At 46.1% G+C, this 15,220-nt stretch carries 16 protein-coding genes, 2 tRNA genes and 2 pseudogenes; 7 read left to right on the plus strand and 13 right to left on the minus strand.

Going from position 1 to position 15,220, the window contains the following annotated elements; translation table 11 throughout:
- Positions 1-42: 42 nt before the first annotated feature.
- Complete coding sequence (locus ABIN22_RS04000) at positions 43-894, plus strand: DUF3810 domain-containing protein (RefSeq protein WP_346906761.1); 852 nt, start codon at positions 43-45, stop codon at positions 892-894.
- Here ABIN22_RS04000 and ABIN22_RS04005 read toward each other — a convergent pair.
- On the minus strand, positions 884-2,554 hold the full coding sequence (locus ABIN22_RS04005; protein ID WP_112121894.1) for a recombinase family protein: 1,671 nt from the start codon (positions 2,552-2,554) through the stop codon (positions 884-886). The genes ABIN22_RS04000 and ABIN22_RS04005 overlap by 11 nt on opposite strands.
- Complete coding sequence (locus tag ABIN22_RS04010; protein ID WP_055270759.1) at positions 2,555-2,752, minus strand: hypothetical protein; 198 nt, start codon at positions 2,750-2,752, stop codon at positions 2,555-2,557.
- Here ABIN22_RS04010 and ABIN22_RS04015 point away from each other — a divergent pair.
- Positions 2,726-2,965, plus strand: coding sequence for a hypothetical protein (locus tag ABIN22_RS04015; protein WP_021682886.1), 240 nt, complete (start codon positions 2,726-2,728; stop codon positions 2,963-2,965). The genes ABIN22_RS04010 and ABIN22_RS04015 overlap by 27 nt on opposite strands.
- Positions 2,966-2,993: 28 nt before the next feature.
- Here ABIN22_RS04015 and ABIN22_RS04020 read toward each other — a convergent pair whose 3' ends face one another.
- The 8 genes from ABIN22_RS04020 to ABIN22_RS04055 all read right to left on the minus strand — a co-directional run bounded on the left by ABIN22_RS04020 (position 2,994) and on the right by ABIN22_RS04055 (position 10,569).
- On the minus strand, positions 2,994-4,331 hold the full coding sequence (locus ABIN22_RS04020) for a virulence-associated E family protein (RefSeq protein ID WP_117452251.1): 1,338 nt from the start codon (positions 4,329-4,331) through the stop codon (positions 2,994-2,996).
- Positions 4,300-4,944: a CHC2 zinc finger domain-containing protein gene (locus ABIN22_RS04025; RefSeq protein ID WP_346906766.1), complete on the minus strand. Its 645-nt coding sequence runs from the start codon at positions 4,942-4,944 to the stop codon at positions 4,300-4,302. Before ABIN22_RS04025 ends, ABIN22_RS04020 begins: the two co-directional genes overlap by 32 nt.
- Positions 4,945-5,009: 65 nt before the next feature.
- Positions 5,010-6,590 (minus strand): MobQ family relaxase, encoded by a 1,581-nt coding sequence (gene mobQ, locus ABIN22_RS04030; protein WP_346906768.1) that lies wholly within the window; start codon positions 6,588-6,590, stop codon positions 5,010-5,012.
- 196 nt (positions 6,591-6,786) lie between these two features.
- Positions 6,787-7,332: a P-loop nucleotide/nucleoside kinase family protein gene (locus ABIN22_RS04035; protein ID WP_002584326.1), complete on the minus strand. Its 546-nt coding sequence runs from the start codon at positions 7,330-7,332 to the stop codon at positions 6,787-6,789.
- 214 nt (positions 7,333-7,546) lie between these two features.
- On the minus strand, positions 7,547-9,007 hold the full coding sequence (locus tag ABIN22_RS04040) for an Lsa family ABC-F type ribosomal protection protein (protein WP_002584327.1): 1,461 nt from the start codon (positions 9,005-9,007) through the stop codon (positions 7,547-7,549).
- A gap of 746 nt (positions 9,008-9,753) precedes the next feature.
- Positions 9,754-10,050: a DUF3847 domain-containing protein gene (locus ABIN22_RS04045; protein ID WP_097786106.1), complete on the minus strand. Its 297-nt coding sequence runs from the start codon at positions 10,048-10,050 to the stop codon at positions 9,754-9,756.
- Positions 10,043-10,384 (minus strand): replication initiator protein A, encoded by a 342-nt coding sequence (locus ABIN22_RS04050; RefSeq protein WP_003020305.1) that lies wholly within the window; start codon positions 10,382-10,384, stop codon positions 10,043-10,045. The genes ABIN22_RS04045 and ABIN22_RS04050 overlap by 8 nt, the downstream gene beginning before the upstream one ends.
- A complete protein-coding gene (locus tag ABIN22_RS04055; RefSeq protein WP_002304353.1) occupies positions 10,381-10,569 on the minus strand; it encodes a hypothetical protein in 189 nt (62 codons plus the stop codon). Before ABIN22_RS04055 ends, ABIN22_RS04050 begins: the two co-directional genes overlap by 4 nt.
- A 483-nt stretch (positions 10,570-11,052) precedes the next feature.
- On the opposite strand from ABIN22_RS04055, the gene ABIN22_RS04060 reads away from it, so the two are divergent.
- Positions 11,053-11,859, plus strand: a complete 807-nt coding sequence (locus tag ABIN22_RS04060; protein ID WP_002584331.1) for a helix-turn-helix domain-containing protein — start codon at positions 11,053-11,055, stop codon at positions 11,857-11,859.
- Positions 11,860-11,977: 118 nt separating this feature from the next.
- On the opposite strand, the gene ABIN22_RS04065 is transcribed toward ABIN22_RS04060, so the two are convergent.
- The 3 genes from ABIN22_RS04065 to ABIN22_RS04075 are packed head-to-tail and all read right to left on the minus strand — an operon-like array spanning position 11,978 to position 13,130.
- A complete protein-coding gene (locus ABIN22_RS04065) occupies positions 11,978-12,469 on the minus strand; it encodes a nucleotidyltransferase domain-containing protein (protein WP_002584332.1) in 492 nt (163 codons plus the stop codon).
- Positions 12,470-12,520: 51 nt separating this feature from the next.
- A complete protein-coding gene (locus tag ABIN22_RS04070; RefSeq protein ID WP_002584333.1) occupies positions 12,521-12,898 on the minus strand; it encodes a TnpV protein in 378 nt (125 codons plus the stop codon).
- On the minus strand, positions 12,858-13,130 hold the full coding sequence (locus ABIN22_RS04075; RefSeq protein WP_002584334.1) for a helix-turn-helix domain-containing protein: 273 nt from the start codon (positions 13,128-13,130) through the stop codon (positions 12,858-12,860). Before ABIN22_RS04075 ends, ABIN22_RS04070 begins: the two co-directional genes overlap by 41 nt.
- A gap of 157 nt (positions 13,131-13,287) precedes the next feature.
- Here ABIN22_RS04075 and ABIN22_RS04080 point away from each other — a divergent pair.
- From ABIN22_RS04080 to ABIN22_RS04100, 4 genes and pseudogenes are all read left to right on the plus strand, one after another.
- Positions 13,288-13,659: pseudogene (locus tag ABIN22_RS04080) on the plus strand (DUF3810 family protein); the annotation flags it as partial.
- Positions 13,660-13,933: 274 nt separating this feature from the next.
- Positions 13,934-14,005 (plus strand) — tRNA-Glu (locus ABIN22_RS04085).
- A gap of 4 nt (positions 14,006-14,009) precedes the next feature.
- Positions 14,010-14,080, plus strand: a tRNA-Cys gene (locus ABIN22_RS04090).
- 834 nt (positions 14,081-14,914) lie between these two features.
- Positions 14,915-15,165: pseudogene (locus ABIN22_RS04100) on the plus strand (V-type ATP synthase subunit D); the annotation flags it as partial.
- Positions 15,166-15,220: the final 55 nt, after the last annotated feature.

The following is a 15,220-nucleotide window of genomic DNA, read 5'->3' on the forward strand; positions in this document are numbered from 1 at the left end:
TGAAAAACACAGGATAACAGATACAGGCAGCCGGGAATAAAGATGAGAAAAAACAGCAGAAAAAAGGATAATACAATAGAAAAACGAATGACCGCAGGCTGCATTTTACTTGCAGTGAGCGCGGCCATGACAGTATGGGCAGGAAAATCACCTGATATGGCAGAGTGGTATTCTGCCCATATTTATCCTGTCATCGTATCCACGCTGGGCCGGTTTTCAGGCATGTTCCCGTGGTCTCTGTCAGAACTGTGTTTTTATACGCTGATCGTACTTCTGGTTGGAACACTCATCCATGCAGGTATGTCGGCATTCCGGTCGAAACAGGGTGGTGCCGTCATGCTGAAATGGGCGTCAGGACTTTTCCTGACAGCATCGGTGCTGCTTTTTCTCTATGTCATGAACTGCGGTATTAATTATAAGAGTGATTCTTTTTCGGAACAGGCTGGACTGTATACATCTGAATATACGGCAGACGATCTGAAGCAGGTATGCATCCGGCTGACAGATGAAGTGAATGCAAGAGCAGACAAGGTGAAACGGGACGGTTCCGGAGTGATGCGGCTGGACGGCCCGGAAGGTGACGAAGCGGTGGAGGCAATGAAGCAGCTTGGGACACACTATCCGGAACTGGCGGGTTACTATCCCCGTCCTAAGAAACTTCTGCTATCCCAGATTCTATCCTATCAGGGGCTGACAGGAATATACCTGCCGTTCACAGTAGAAGCGAATTATAACAAAGATATGACACCCTACAACATTCCATTTACCGCCTGCCATGAACTGTTTCATCCCCAATTAGGTGTAAAAACTCTGCTCGATGGCGGGCGGCGGCGTACAAAAAATCTATATGGTGTTGTTAAGAGAACCGTCCCGGCGGGACAGGTCAGGCAGTGACCTGTTCCACCTCCGGGATGGGTTTGAGATTAAAATGAATTTCGATAGAAATGTGTCTTGTTTTATCTTCGTCAATGCGCTCATGCACGACGATTTCTTTGATTAAGCGGTTGAGGGTGGCTGCGTCCAGCTCTGTGATGTTGGCGTATTCCTGAATGGCTTCCACCCATTGTTTTGCGTCATTGGCAAGCTGGACTTCATCGGACAGCCGCTTTCTGCCCTCGGACACTTTTGTTTTAAGCTCCGTCTGCTCGGTCTGTGTCTTTTCCAGCATGGTGTTGAAATTCTGCTCACTGATACGCCCTGCAATCATATCCTCATAAAGCCGCATGACCATTTTGTCCAGAACCTCAATCCGTTCCTCGTCCCTTGTAAGGGAGCGTTCCATTGCTTCCCGCTGTTCCCGCTGCTCGGCTTCACAGGTATTGGTCAGGCGGTCGGCAACCGCTTCCCCGTCCATCAGGGCAGCTCTGGCACATTCCCGGATTTTCCGCAGCACATGGCTGTAAAGGGTGTCATAGTCAATCCGGTGCTGGGTGCAGTGGTTCTTTCCAAAGGCATTGTAGGTCTTGCAGGAGTAAATCTGCTGGGGATGTTTTGCGTTTGTGTAGCGTACCGTCAGCGACTTCCCACACTCGCCGCATTTTATCAGTCCGGCAAACAGGCTGATTTCATTGGTCTGCCCCGGACGCTGGCGGGATTTCAGCTTGTTCTGCACAATGTCAAAGCTCATGCGGTCAATCAGCGGTTCATGCTGTCCCTCCACCACAATCCAGTCCTCCGGCTTCTTTTCCCCAATCGTGCCGATTTTGAAACGGTAGTCTTTTTTCTGGGAAGCAATCGCCCCGGTGTAGACGGGATTCATCAAAAGGTCTTTGATAACGGAGAAGTCCCACATATACCGCCCGTTTTCCGGGTCTTTCTTTTCCCATTTGGTGCGGGTATTGCGAAGCCCCCGTTCCCGGTTCCACCATGTGGGGCAGGGGATTTTTTCTTCCTCCAGCCGTCTGCGGATATAGTTCGGACCATGACCGTTCAGGGCATATCCGAAAATCAGCCGCACAATCGGGGCGGTTTCCTCGTCAATGAGCAGATGGTTTTTGTCCTCCGGGTCTTTCCGATACCCAAACGGGGCAAGACACCCGGTAAACTGTCCTTTCTGCGCTTTCAGAAGATAAGAGGAATGGACTTTCTTGGAAATATCCTTGCTGTACATCTCGTTCAGGATATTCTTGAACGGGGCAATATCGTTGTTATCCCGCAGGGTGTCGATACCGTCATTCATGGCGATATAGCGGACACCGTTTCTTGGGAAAAAGTCCTCAATCAAATGCCCGGTTTGCAGATAGTTACGCCCCAGTCGGCTGAGGTCTTTCGTGATGACAAGGTTGATTTGCCTGCGCTCAATGGCTCTCAACATTCTCTGTAAATCAGGACGCTCCATGTTAAGACCTGTGAAGCCATCGTCCTGATAGACTGCCACAACCTCCCATCCCTGCTTTTCGCAGTATTTTTCCAGCATATCACGCTGGTTTGCGATACTGGCACTTTCGCCTTGCAGGTCATCGTCCTTTGACAGCCTGCAATAGACCGCTGCACGATAGCCCCCGGCAAGTGCCGAACCGATTGTTCTGTATTCCATTTCGTTCATCATAGCCATTTACCCACACAATCCAGACGGTATCTGGCTCTTTTGAACCTCATCTTCATTATAGCTCATATCTTTCTTTTTAGCAAGATATTCTTTCGTATTTGTCTTACCGTATTTCTGGGAAATCAGGCTGACGAACACATCGGTTGCGTCCAGCTCCCCGTCAAACACCGTTGTAACATGAATCTCTGTTTTGTTTTTTGCCATAGGCAGTTATCCTCCATACATGAAAATAGCCAGACAGAGGGTGTCGGCAACGAAGTCCGGCAACGGGCTTCAAAAGACCTTGCAAACAATCTCAATCTGGCGATGGTTACTATTTATACTTTTCTTTTATTTTTCTGTTGTTTTGGTTGTTATAAGGGAGAAAAGCCCGGAAATAAGGGATTTTCCCCGGCAACCGGCTCGGCAACGGGATAGCAACAGGGGGTGCAACGGGCTGTCATTTTCAGAATGGAAGCTCCATCTGTTCTGTGACCTCCACAAAACCGTCCATCGTTTTTTCAGACGGGTTGCCGGAGTCCGTTGCCGGGTTTTCACGCTCCCAGCCCTTTTGTCTGCCATATTCGGAAAACATTCTTGGGTTCGGGAAGTACCGCCAGCGGTCAATGCACTGGTTCATAATCTCGTTGATTTCCCGGATTTCCCATTGCTTCGGCTCGTCAAAGGCATGGTTCAAGGCTTCCTTATAGAGCTGCTTGGAGCAGACCATGCTCCCGGTGTACTTATCAAGATACGCCTGTATCATCCCGGCTTTGGTGTCCTCCGGCATAAAATCCCGCTGGTGTTCTTTGAGATACCGCTGCATGGCGGGGCTGAAAGCCAGCTTGAACCTGCCGCTTCGGTAAATCTCCATCGCTTCCGCCCACATCTGCTCGATATAGGCTCTGGAAGCGGCTTCGTCCTCCAAAATGTGAACCTCGGCTTGCTCCGGGTACACCATGACCGGGATAAAGCGGCGGTTGCCGGAACGGTCAAGGGGCAGGAAGTCAAGGGCATTGGAAGTGCCGCCAAACACGCACTGACGGGGGCGGTCTGCCGGGTGGGTTTCATAAGGTATCTTGTAGACCTCTTTCTGCCGGCTTAAAAATGACTTGATTTCCTCAATGCTCTTGGCGTTGGCGGTTGCCATCATTTCCGACATTTCGATAATCCAGTGACCTTGCAGCTTGCGGTACACATTGTCATCGTCCAGCTTCCGCAAATCATCGGAGAACCACTCGTCCCGGACTGCCAGCAGCCGGAAGAAGGTGGACTTTCCAGCCCCCTGACCGCCTACCAGACAGAGCATGATTTCAAACTTGCACCCCGGCTGAAAGGCTCGTGAGATTGCACCCAGCAGGAACAGCTTCAACGCTTCATAGGTGTAATCGTCTGCGTCAGCCCCCAGAAAGTGCCGCAGACAGAAACGGATTCGTTCTGTCCCGTCCCACACAAGGGCACTTAGGTAGTCCCGGATGGGATGGTACTTGTTTTCATTCGCCACAATCCCGATGGCGTTATCAATCTTTTTCTCATTGGTAAGCCCGTAGGTTTCTTCCAGATAAAGAAGCAGATACTTCATGTCCGTATCGTTCAGGGCGGTGCTTTCTCTGTGAAAACCGATGGGCTTTATGATGTCCTTGCGGTCGGTCAGGATGTTGTATGCGATAGCCCCGGAAAGCAGCGGGTCACGCTGGAATACGGTCAGGCAGTTCCGTATGCTCTGACGGACACCGCCTTTCTCGGTGGTTTCCAGCCCCGCCTTGATTTCCTCAATGCTCTGGGGCGGCTGCATGGCGTTCATGGTGTTTTTTAGTTCTTGCTGCGTCTGCGGCTGCAAGCTCTGCCATTCGCTGTTCAAGCTGTATCACATCCTTTCCGTAGTCCGTAATCAAAGCCGCTTTTTCCTCTGTCTCCCCGAACAGCAGCACATCCAGCAGATATTCCACTTGGGCTTGCTTCTGTAAGGCTTCCACAAACCGGGGATGAAAGGCTTCCTCCGGGGAGTGCGGGGCATAGTCCTTTCTCCACACTCGGAGTAGGTGGAGATAATCGGCAAGAATACGGAAGCAGCGGTTTTTTGCTTCCTGAAACTGTTCCTCCGGGGATTTCTGCCGGGGCTTGGGCTTTTTTGCCTTTCCCGGCGGTTTCCAGTCCTCATAGGAAAGCCCGAAGTCCTGTGCCAGTTGTACGGCGGCTTCTTTCTTTCCCAGCCCATACAGGGCGGCGGCAAAATCAATCACATCCCCATCTGCACCGCAGCCGAAGCAGTGGTAACGCCGATCCAGCTTCATGCTTGGGGTTTTATCGTTATGGAACGGGCAGCAAGCCATCCCGTTCCGACCTACATGGATTCCATAATGCTCCGCAGCCTGTCTTGTTGTGACGGACTGCTTCACAGCTTCAAATACATTCAAATCTATCCCTCCTTGAAAATAAGAAAAGCACCTGACATTCTCTGATTGAAAATGGCAAGTGCCTGTTAAAGTTCCATATCCTGTTGTCTGTGTTTCGTCTGTGCCGGGACAGTTCTTTGTGCTTTTTTCTCGTCAGCCTTATCCTGCAAGACTTCTTTGATGGGCTGTTTCTTGGGCGGCTCTTTGCTTTCTTCTGTGCCGGGGGTGGCTTTCCGTACCCAGTAGCGGATGTCCCGCAGCTTCTTCAAATCCTCCTGTACCTCGGTCAGCGGTGTTTTCAGGGCTGCAATTTCTTCCAGAAGCGTTTCCTGCTCCTCTTGCAGCTCCTTTTGGGTACTGTCCTTATCGTCCGGGTGCTTGGCAAGGTAGGCGGCGGCTTTCGCATACCGGGCAACCTCCGGGTGTTCCTGTTTGAATTTCTCCTTTGTTTTCTTAAAAAATATCTTCTGGTACTTCTCATAGACAGGCTTACATTCCTTGCAGTCTGTCCGGCTGGCAAGAATCCCGTCAATCACTTTGCTGCGGGCTTCCTTTGGCTTCATCTGATTGCGGTAATCTGCGGCTGATTTCCCGGAAGATTCCAGAAACGCTTCTAAGTCCTCCACAGTGGAAAGCCCCTTTTGCCGGAGATAGGACAGGGCTTCGCTGACTGCCTTTAAGTCCTGTGAAGTCCCCCGGTTCTGTCCAGCCCTTGTCCAGTCCTTCCGTTCTTCCTTTCGTATCTCCATATACTTCATCAGCAGATTGGGAAGAAGTGTCGCTTCCTCCGCCGCTTTTTGTGCAAGCAGCTCTTTCCGTTTTTCTCCCAGCTCGGTAATCCAGCCTTTGAGGTTTTGGATAAGCTGCCGGATGGACTTCATCAGGCGGTTGGCGGCTCTGATTTCCCGGTTCAGGTTGCCGATATTCGTCTGGATACCTCGCTTTTCCATCTGCCGGACAGCAGCCCCCTCATGGACAGTAGGGATAATATCAAGCCCCTGTCTGGCATAGGAACGCAAGTCCACACGCTCCGGGCGGTCATTGGCTTCCAGATAGCGGTTCTGGATGACCTCCCATTCATGCCGCCAGATTTCACAATACTTCTGGTCGTTCCAGTCCACCGTATCCTCCTTGTGGCTTTTCCACCTGCCGGACGGCAGCTTTATCCGTTCCCCATTCTCGTCAAGGTCATAAACCTTGCGGCTCTTGGGAAGCCATTTTCCATGTTCGTCCATTGCCCTCATAGTGAGCAGGACATGGGCGTGGGGATTGTGTCCCGGCGGATGGGGGTCATGGATGGCAAAATCAGCAATCATGCCTTTGGAAACAAACTGCTGTTCACAAAACTCCCGTACAAGGACAGCGTACTGGTCGGGCGGTATCTCTCTGGGAATGGTAAGCACCCACCGCCTTGCAAGCTGGGAGTTCCATTGCTTTTCCACCGCTTCGGCGGCGTTCCATAGGGTATTGCGGTCTGTATACGACCGTGGGGCATTTGCCGGGAGCAGGATTTCATTGTGGACGATACCACGCTTTTCCGGGTAGTGCTTCACTTGCTGGTCGTATTCACAGAACAGCTTTTCGCCGCTTTGGTAAGCAGCGGCGGCAACCGCAGACTGCCGCTGGCTGCGCTGAACAATCGTGATTTCGTTGTGTGGACAGGGCATTTCGTGTCCCTCCTTTCGCTAATTGGTGGATGGGGTGGCGTTTTACCACCTCATTTTGGGCAGAAAAAAAGCAGGAGACCTTTTTCAGATTTCCTGCTCGGTGTGCCACTGTGTGAGCGGCGGGTATTTAGTTGTAAAAGTTCGGGACAAGTTGACCCGATGTAAAGCTAACAAACTGGAATTGCACCAAAACAATCTAAGACAACAACGCTGCCCTACTTGCGATTTTTTCTTGTACTGCGGAAACAGTTTCTTGAATGGAATAAGTGGTCGTATCTATAACATTCGATTCATATATTCCCAGATTGCAAAATTGCTCCCACATGGTTTCTACCAATTCGATATTTGTCTTTCGGTCTAACTTTGAGCGTTCAACAGCTCGCTTCAAGGTTTCTTCCTTACTTGCCCTTAAAATAATATAATGCACCTCATAATGTTCCCGAACAAGACTTTGCCACGGCTTTAAAAACCACGGTCCGATAATACCGTCAACAATTACATCATATCCACCACGAGCATATCGCTTCGCAGCTTCTAAAAACGCTTCAATGACAATCAAATTTTGCTCATTTGATTCTGGCAAATGCGGTGGTATTGCCCCTTTACTCAAATAATGATAAAAGTCATCTGTGTGCATATGCACAGACTTTTCCAAATCTGATTCTTTTGCAACAGCAGATGCCGTTGTAGTTTTTCCTGTCCCCGGCGCACCTGTGATTACAATAATTCTACCTTGATTCATCTATATTTTACCTCCACAAATTACGATTTTCTTAATTCTACAAACTGGAATTTGAGTCTCTGTAAAGCTGGAATTAACCCATACAATTATTTTAATTTAGAGGTTCTTACGCAATTATCCGTATTTTGTAATTTTTCAATACTGGAATGCCAGTGTAAATCAGCATTCTCCATTTTTATTAAAGCGAAAAACGTAAAATTGCGGAAGAACCAATTTAGATATTCACAATTTTACTTGCCACAGTATCTCGAAAAACACTGTCATGTTCTACCAGGAGCATGGTCGGGGCAAACTCCGTTATGAGTTGTTCAATCTGCATACGTGAGTACACATCAATAAAGTTGAGCGGTTCATCCCATACATACAAGTGTGCCTTTTCACAAAGGCTTTTCGCAATTAGGACTTTCTTCTTTTGCCCGCCAGAAAAGTCTTTAATATCCTTTTCAAACTGTACACGCTCAAAGTCCATTTTCCTAAGAATTGCCTTGAACAAACTTTCATCAAGGTTGTTTTCTTCTGCAAACTCGGAAAGGGTTCCACATAAATACGATGTATCCTGTGGCACATAAGAAATTACAAGCCCAGAGCCAAGTGTTACTGTACCCGTATAATCTATGGACTGCCCGACTACCAACTTTAACAGGCTACTTTTGCCACTGCCGTTCTTTCCATCAAGCACAATGCGTTCTCCCTGTCTTATTTCAAACGAAACGGGTTCACAAACTGAAATGCCATCATAATAAACTACTACATTCGATAATGATGCAAGCAAATCTGTATGGTAATTAAGCGGTTGTATCTTGAGGGCTTCTGCGGTTTCCATATTTTTCAGCAATGCTGATTTTTGTTCGATTGTCTGTTGTTGTCTCGCTTCTATAGATTTTGAACGCTTCATCATTTTGGCGGCTTTATGACCGACATAACCTTTATCTGCTGCCCCAATTTTGGAAGCTTCTACACGTTCAGACCATACTGCAGCGCGTTTTGCCGACTGCTGTAATCGTCTGATGTCCTTTTGCAAACGTTCGTTCTGAGCCAGTTCAAATTCTTGCTGTCGCTCAAAATTTGACATCCATGATGAAAAGTTTCCTCTTTGCACTTCGATATTCGCTCGGTTAATCGATAGAATATAGTCAACACAATCGTCAAGAAAGCGACGATCGTGAGAAACTAAGATGAATCCCTTTTTCTTTTTCAGATATGCCGCCACACTTTTTCTCGCTTTGGCATCCAAATGGTTGGTAGGTTCATCAATCAGTAGGAAATGCCCTTCATTAAGAAAAAGAGCGGCAATCAAAACCTTTGTCTGCTCTCCGTTGGAAAGTGTTTCAAAAGGTCGCCAAAGCACATCGACATCAACATCAAGATAAGAAAGTTCTCGCATAAGTTCCCATTCTTCCGCAAGTGGGCAAATCTCCTGCAATATATCCTCTGTAATACGATTCTTATCTGAAACGGGATAAGGAAAATAATCAAACTGTACGGATGATAGGATTTTTCCACTATACTCATATTTCCCAAGCAGAAGATTCAGAAAGGTTGTTTTACCTCGTCCGTTTCTGCCCACAAAACCAAGCTTCCAATCGGTATCAACCTGGAAACTGACATTTTCAAAAACATTATCATAACTTGTCGGATATGAAAACGTAAGGTTTTCAATTTTAATCATTGACATAAATATTATCCTCCTTTGCATGTCATACGATACAAAGTCGGTTCGGTGAATGTTTACTACGTATAGATTTCACCAAAAGGAACCGACACTATACGGAGTGAATCATGTGTAACTATCTGTTCTGCACTATTCATAAAGCACCTCCAAAACAAAATAAGAGCCACAAGAAAGTTTATCCTTGCAGCTCGTCATAGCATAAAATAACACCACTAAGCAAAAGTGGCAACAGCACTATATTGAGTAAGATAGACATATAACTTTCTTGCAATAGACACAATAATGCCAAAGTATAGCACTACCGCATATTTTGATTTTATTTGCAAGAAAAGTTAATCATCTTCCCACCTCTTTCTAAATTTCAAAATATTATACCATAAATCGCAGGCAAATACAAGTGGTTATAAAAATTTAACAAATCGCTTATAATACAATCATATAACTTTACGCATTCCTTACTGACCGTAAAATTCCGATTTATTGCTGACTTTATTATACTTTATTGCCTATCGAAAAGATAGCATATTTTATGAAACTTGTCGGCTGGGAACAGCTTGCAACGCAAGGTGTCCCCAGATGGCAAGTCCACAAAAGGGTAGCTGGCGGCAGCCAGCGCAGGGGAAGCGTAGCGTCCCCTGTATGATTTGGAGCAGACCATGACTGCGGAAAATCACAGCCCTCCGGCGAGGAGCCTTCGGAGAACGCAATGCACCAACCTCTGGGTGGTGTATAATTGCGCCCTTAGTAAACTAAGGGGTTTCCGGCTTCTTCCGTTCCAGCAGTTTTTTCAATAGTTCCTGCGTGTCCTGTCTGTGAAAAATGAGTTTCAACAACAGCATGACATCATCATCTGTCAGGCGTTCCGGCTCTTGCAGAAAACTTTCCAGCATACCGCCACGGGTACAGAGCCGGTGCGTCCGTTCCTTTCGGGTAAGCTGCTTTAACTGGTGCTGCAATGCCTTTTCATCATTGATGGCTTTCCGCAGTTTCTTTTCGCTTTTTTCCAGCTCCCGGTTGAGCTTTTCCAGCTTTGAGGTATCAGGCAAGGGCAGCGTCCTCCTTTCCCGGTATCAGCACATAAATCCTGTTTGGTTCTCCAACGCCCTGACGCACCCGCATGATCAGTCCGGCGGTTTCCAGTTCATTCAGAGAACGCTTGACCGTCATGGGGCTGCGGGACAGGACTGCGGCAATGGCTGTGACAGGGAAGCAGACAAACAGGATTCCGTTCTCGTCCTCCTGCCCTTTGGATAGCATAGCGTCCAACATCCGGCAGTACATGACCTTTGCGGTGCTGCTGACTGGAAATCCTGTCAACGCTCTGGGAAAGGGCATACAGGGCGGCAATGGTGTGTCTATCGTCATAAATTCAAAATTCATTCGGTGTGTTCCTCCTTTTTCTTTGCTCGTTTGGATAAATAACGGGGGCAGTCAATCACAACCGCCCGGAAGCTCTGCTTGCACCCATGCTGGCATTTCCGGCATAATTCGTTGTAAGTGACACGCCCCCGGTCATTGAGGTAAAAAGAAAGCTCATGCTTCCTCTTTTTGCTCATTCTCGGCATATTGCGCTTCCTCCCGTTTTCGTGTATGGTTTCGGGGCGATTTTCGGCAAAATTACAGCCATAGAGCCGCTTAAAATCTCCCGAAGTATCAGCGATAGGGTAGACTGTCCCCCTATCAGATTGTCGTGTTTCGGTATCATTTCGGTGTCAGTTCGCCAGTTCTCCCCGGTGTCGTTCCTCCCCTGAATCTCACAGCGGCGTATCGCTCCCTTTGGTACGCTCGTTTTGGTCAGGGTTCCTCCATATCCCTGCCAAAAGTCATGGCGCTACATCGCCGGGGAAGCATATCCCACACAGGCTGGTCATTCGATTGGAATAATCCATCGATGAACTACCTGTATCATAGAACATTTTTGTGCCCTGTGCCGTATGTCCACAAAGTAGGAATTAGGGGTAAAAATCAGAAATTTCCACGATTGCGGAAAGTATGATATAATCCAGTTAAGCGGCAGTAATGAAACCGCCGGAAAGGAGCGTGCGCCCATGAAAGGAGCGACAAGCATACAGGAACGCCTTTGGGAACTCCGCAAGGACAAAGGCTTAAATCTGGAAGAATTATCAGAGCTGACGGGCATTTCCAAATCAGCTCTTGGCAGTTATGAAAAAGAGGATTATAAGGAAATCAATCATGGCAACCTTATCACGCTGGCAGACTTCTATGGGGTTTCCGTTGATTATCTGCTGTGCCGGACAGAGAACCGGGAGCAGATCAACACGCCACTAACAGAGCTGCATTTGAATGATGAGATGGTGGCACTTCTGAAAGGCGGTCGGATTAACAACCGTCTGCTCTGTGAGCTTGCCACTCATAAGGACTTTATCAAGTTTCTTGCGGACATTGAGATTTATGTAGATGGGATTGCCACCATGCAGATTCAAAACCTCAACGCCCTTGTCGATACTGTCCGGCATGAAATCATTGAACGGTATCGCCCCGGCGAAGACGACCCGCATTTGAAAGTGCTGCAAGCCGCCCATATCAGCGATGATGAATATTTCAGCCACATGGTTCTTGATGACCTCAATCTCATTATCCGGGATATTCGGGAAGCCCACAAAAAGGACAGCGAGAGTGCGCCCCAGACCACCGTTGCCGATGAATTGAAAGAAAATTTGGAAGCGGTTGAAAATTTCAAGGGCAGTCGGGATGAAAAGCTGGTTGTCCTTTACTGCAAGCAGCTCGGCATCAACTATAAAAATCTGTCAGACGAAGAATTTCGCTGGCTCATTCGGATTCTACAAAAATCAAAGAAAACAGGAACTCCTATCAGTCAAAGGAAAAAACGGTAAAGAAAAACCGCTGTTGCATGGTTGTGTTTGCTTCCATGTAGCAGCGGTTGGTGCTATACTTATTCAGTTAAAATTTCAAAGCGATAAAGTGGAATTTATCTTAGAAATTACAGCAATGTTATTTTGATAAACTTTCAAGAATTGAAATATCATGCTTATCTTTATCTCTTAATTCATAACCTGAATGGAAAACTCTTTGGCCTTTTAAGGATATACAAGGAATTGTTTTTCCTTCAAAAAAAGCACTACCAAAGTAATCTTTTTCAAACTCATACCAGCCACCCTCTAAATCAGCTTGTTTTGAAGTTCCGTCCTCACTTAAAACGAACGGGTGAATGTCTAAGTAACCAAGTTCATCACTATATAACTCTATTCTAACCGGTTTCCAGTCTGTATCAATTTTATAGCCCAGATTCAAAAGCACATTTAACAATTTTTCCGTATGTTGAGCATCAAAATTTATATCTATATCTCTATGAATTCTTGTTTGTTTACCAGCTAAAATATCTACACCCCATCCGCCATCCAACCAGTATGTAATTCCAGTATTTTCGAATAATTCTATTACTTTCATTAAATCTTCTTTTGTTGTTATTTCTTTTCTACCCATACAAAGTCTCCTTTACAACTTCTAATTTGTAATAATCATTCTACCATACCGTTATGAATAAATCATCTCATGTAAAACAATTTCTTCTGCCCGGTTGTGAATGTTATTGCAACGCTGCACCCATTCCATTTGACGGGTACGCTTCAATTCCTCGGTCACGCCCTCGGCAGCTTTCATCTGCTCCATGATGGTGTCTAACCGTTTCTGTGCCTGTTCGTTCAGGTCTGCAAGATATGTCCACAATTCCCCGGTCAGGGTCAATGTGTGTAATCTGGCTGGGCAGACTTCTCTTAAATATTCCCGGTGCATCCGTCCGTACTTTCCGATGGGGCGGTGTTCCTCCGGCAACTTCAAGTCCGGGATGTAGTAATCTCCAACAAGGATATAATCAATTCCGTTTTCTTTTATTCTTGGTTTCAATTCGCTCATGTTCCTTACCTCCTGTGGAAGCAGGCTCGTCTGGTACTAACTCAATCACATCGGTAATCTCACAATTCAGCGTTTCGCAGATACGGGCTAATGTATCCATGCTGATGTGCTTTCCCTCTTTGCTCATGTTGGCAATCATATTTGTTGTCATACCAGCGGCAAGCCTTAAATCCTCTTTTCTCATATCACGCTCTAACAGTGTGTGCCAGAGTGGTTTATAGCTGATGTGCATATTGTTTTCCTGCCTTTCTATCCATACCACCGGGGCGGCTGCCCCGGCAGGAACTTTTCTCTTATTATAGCACCAATCTTGTGAAATCACAATTTATTCTTGTAGCCTGCCGCTGATACCGTCTGGATTGGCTTTTCCTTTCTTTTTGTTCCCTTTAATTAGCCATGAACTGTCCCATCTCAGGGGATTCATGCAGGAAGAAGAAGCCAACTTTATAGCATTTCTTGCATGCAAGGACGCAGGAAGAGTGGACTTCCAGTACAGCGGGTACCTGTCTGGCTGGGTATACAGCATGAACGCGCTCCACAGAGCCGATGCAGAAGCATGGGAAGAAGTCCGCTCCCTGCTTGGCGGGAACGTGGAGGCAGACCTAAAGGCCAACAATCAGTTCTGGGCAAAGTACGACGGTGCAGTAGCCGAAGTCTCTAATAAAGTCAACGATACATACCTCAAGGCAAACGGACAGTCAGACGGCGTGCAGAGCTATGGAAGGATGGTCGACCTGATTGTGGCTTACTTTAAAAATTGACTTTATCAATTATTTATGCTATTTTATGTACATAAAAGGAGCAATCGCCAAACGTGGTTGACCTGTTGAATGTTAAGAAAACACCCTGACTCGTCAAAGAAGAGGGTGTTTTCTTTGACGTTTTACTGACTTATTAAATGTTACCATAGCAATTGCTGTTTCTCAATACATTTACAATTATAAATAAACTGTGAAAAAGGGCTTGCAATTTACCAAAGGATATGATAATATAAACAACGGTCACTGCAAAAGCAGCGGCATTATATTGTACAATGGCCCCGTGGTCAAGCGGTTAAGACATCGCCCTTTCACGGCGGTAACACGGGTTCGATTCCCGTCGGGGTCATTATGGCGCAGTAGCCAAGCGGTAAGGCGTGGGTCTGCAACACCCTGATCACCGGTTCAAATCCGGTCTGTGCCTTTTAAAAAATGCTCTAAATACCTTTAGTCAGGTGTTTAGAGCATTTTAATTTTTAGGAAGGCTTTGAAATTTCCAGAAGCAGCAATAAACTTTTATATCTATATAAACAATTGAAAAATATTGCCGATAATACGATATACTATACATAGATTAGGAGAATTACTGATTCGATTTTCAACGGAGGAGAGCATATGCGATATCTTTCAGTTACTAAAATAGCAAAAAATGTAATGTTTCAGAACGTAGCATAAGAAACTATAGCGCTCAGGGACAAGTAACCGGTGCATTTCTTACCGGCAAGATTGGATCATTTGGGCAGGAAGACAGTCGTCTCTTTCACCAGAGCGGAAACTTATAGGCATGCGCGGTGCGATCCGGAATGGGACAATAGGGCAGTGGATCACATTTAAAACTGGCAATAAGATTACTATTATAATAATACGGAAGATTGTCAGAAAACACCTTCCTTGGTCATCATCAATTCCAGAAGAATATAAAATGAATATGGAGAAGTAATAATGGTTCCATTCATCAATCGTCATTGAATGGAACCATAATTTTTTTCAAAATACGGATTATATACTGTTTACTAATGTTCTACATCTCCCAGTAATGCTTGGTTATTGAAATGGGCTGTCCATCAATAATTTTTATTACAATCATAAGAATGTACATTAATACAGGGTACAGGAGAAATGTAGTATTTTAGTTATTTCCATCCGAAATGGGAAATCAGTAATGGAAGGTTTTCAACTGGAGATTTGGAAAATGTGAAAATAAGACAAGATGGAGAAGTCACTGTTTTTCTTCGACTATATGATAAGGCGGACAACCTTTGAATACAATATCCGTACCACTAATGGAAATGATATCTATTCTTATGGATTCGCATTCACATATGGTAATTTGAACGGAGGAAGTAAAATCTCTGGCAGATATTCTGCTGAAGATGCTGGAAGTTGCAGATAAAAAAGCCTGCCAGCGTATGTCCTCAGAGGTTGAGAAGATCAGGCGAAGAGTAAACGTGTTGGAGCACGTTATCATCCTGCACAGAGAGAAACATCAAATATATCGCTATGAAATTAGTTAAATCTAAACCTGAAGCCGTTTCGCAATGAATTAAACGAGAATGAAAGAAGC

Source organism: Faecalicatena orotica (assembly GCF_905197545.1).
GTDB lineage: Bacteria > Bacillota > Clostridia > Lachnospirales > Lachnospiraceae > Faecalicatena_A > Faecalicatena_A orotica.

What these genes read in the sequence shown, in the direction of transcription:
- ABIN22_RS04060 (WP_002584331.1), top strand. Translation starts at nt 11,053, where the DNA reads ATGAAAGGAGCGACAAGCATACAGGAACGCCTTTGGGAACTCCGCAAG.
- ABIN22_RS04050 (WP_003020305.1), bottom strand. Translation starts at nt 10,384, where the DNA reads ATGAATTTTGAATTTATGACGATAGACACACCATTGCCGCCCTGTATG.
- ABIN22_RS04020 (WP_117452251.1), bottom strand. Translation starts at nt 4,331, where the DNA reads ATGAACGCCATGCAGCCGCCCCAGAGCATTGAGGAAATCAAGGCGGGG.
- ABIN22_RS04075 (WP_002584334.1), bottom strand. Translation starts at nt 13,130, where the DNA reads ATGCACATCAGCTATAAACCACTCTGGCACACACTGTTAGAGCGTGAT.
- mobQ (WP_346906768.1), bottom strand. Translation starts at nt 6,590, where the DNA reads ATGCCCTGTCCACACAACGAAATCACGATTGTTCAGCGCAGCCAGCGG.
- ABIN22_RS04055 (WP_002304353.1), bottom strand. Translation starts at nt 10,569, where the DNA reads ATGCCGAGAATGAGCAAAAAGAGGAAGCATGAGCTTTCTTTTTACCTC.
- ABIN22_RS04070 (WP_002584333.1), bottom strand. Translation starts at nt 12,898, where the DNA reads ATGAGCGAATTGAAACCAAGAATAAAAGAAAACGGAATTGATTATATC.
- ABIN22_RS04000 (WP_346906761.1), top strand. Translation starts at nt 43, where the DNA reads ATGAGAAAAAACAGCAGAAAAAAGGATAATACAATAGAAAAACGAATG.
- ABIN22_RS04065 (WP_002584332.1), bottom strand. Translation starts at nt 12,469, where the DNA reads ATGGGTAGAAAAGAAATAACAACAAAAGAAGATTTAATGAAAGTAATA.
- ABIN22_RS04040 (WP_002584327.1), bottom strand. Translation starts at nt 9,007, where the DNA reads ATGTCAATGATTAAAATTGAAAACCTTACGTTTTCATATCCGACAAGT.
- ABIN22_RS04010 (WP_055270759.1), bottom strand. Translation starts at nt 2,752, where the DNA reads ATGGCAAAAAACAAAACAGAGATTCATGTTACAACGGTGTTTGACGGG.
- ABIN22_RS04035 (WP_002584326.1), bottom strand. Translation starts at nt 7,332, where the DNA reads ATGAATCAAGGTAGAATTATTGTAATCACAGGTGCGCCGGGGACAGGA.
- ABIN22_RS04015 (WP_021682886.1), top strand. Translation starts at nt 2,726, where the DNA reads ATGAATCTCTGTTTTGTTTTTTGCCATAGGCAGTTATCCTCCATACAT.
- ABIN22_RS04005 (WP_112121894.1), bottom strand. Translation starts at nt 2,554, where the DNA reads ATGGCTATGATGAACGAAATGGAATACAGAACAATCGGTTCGGCACTT.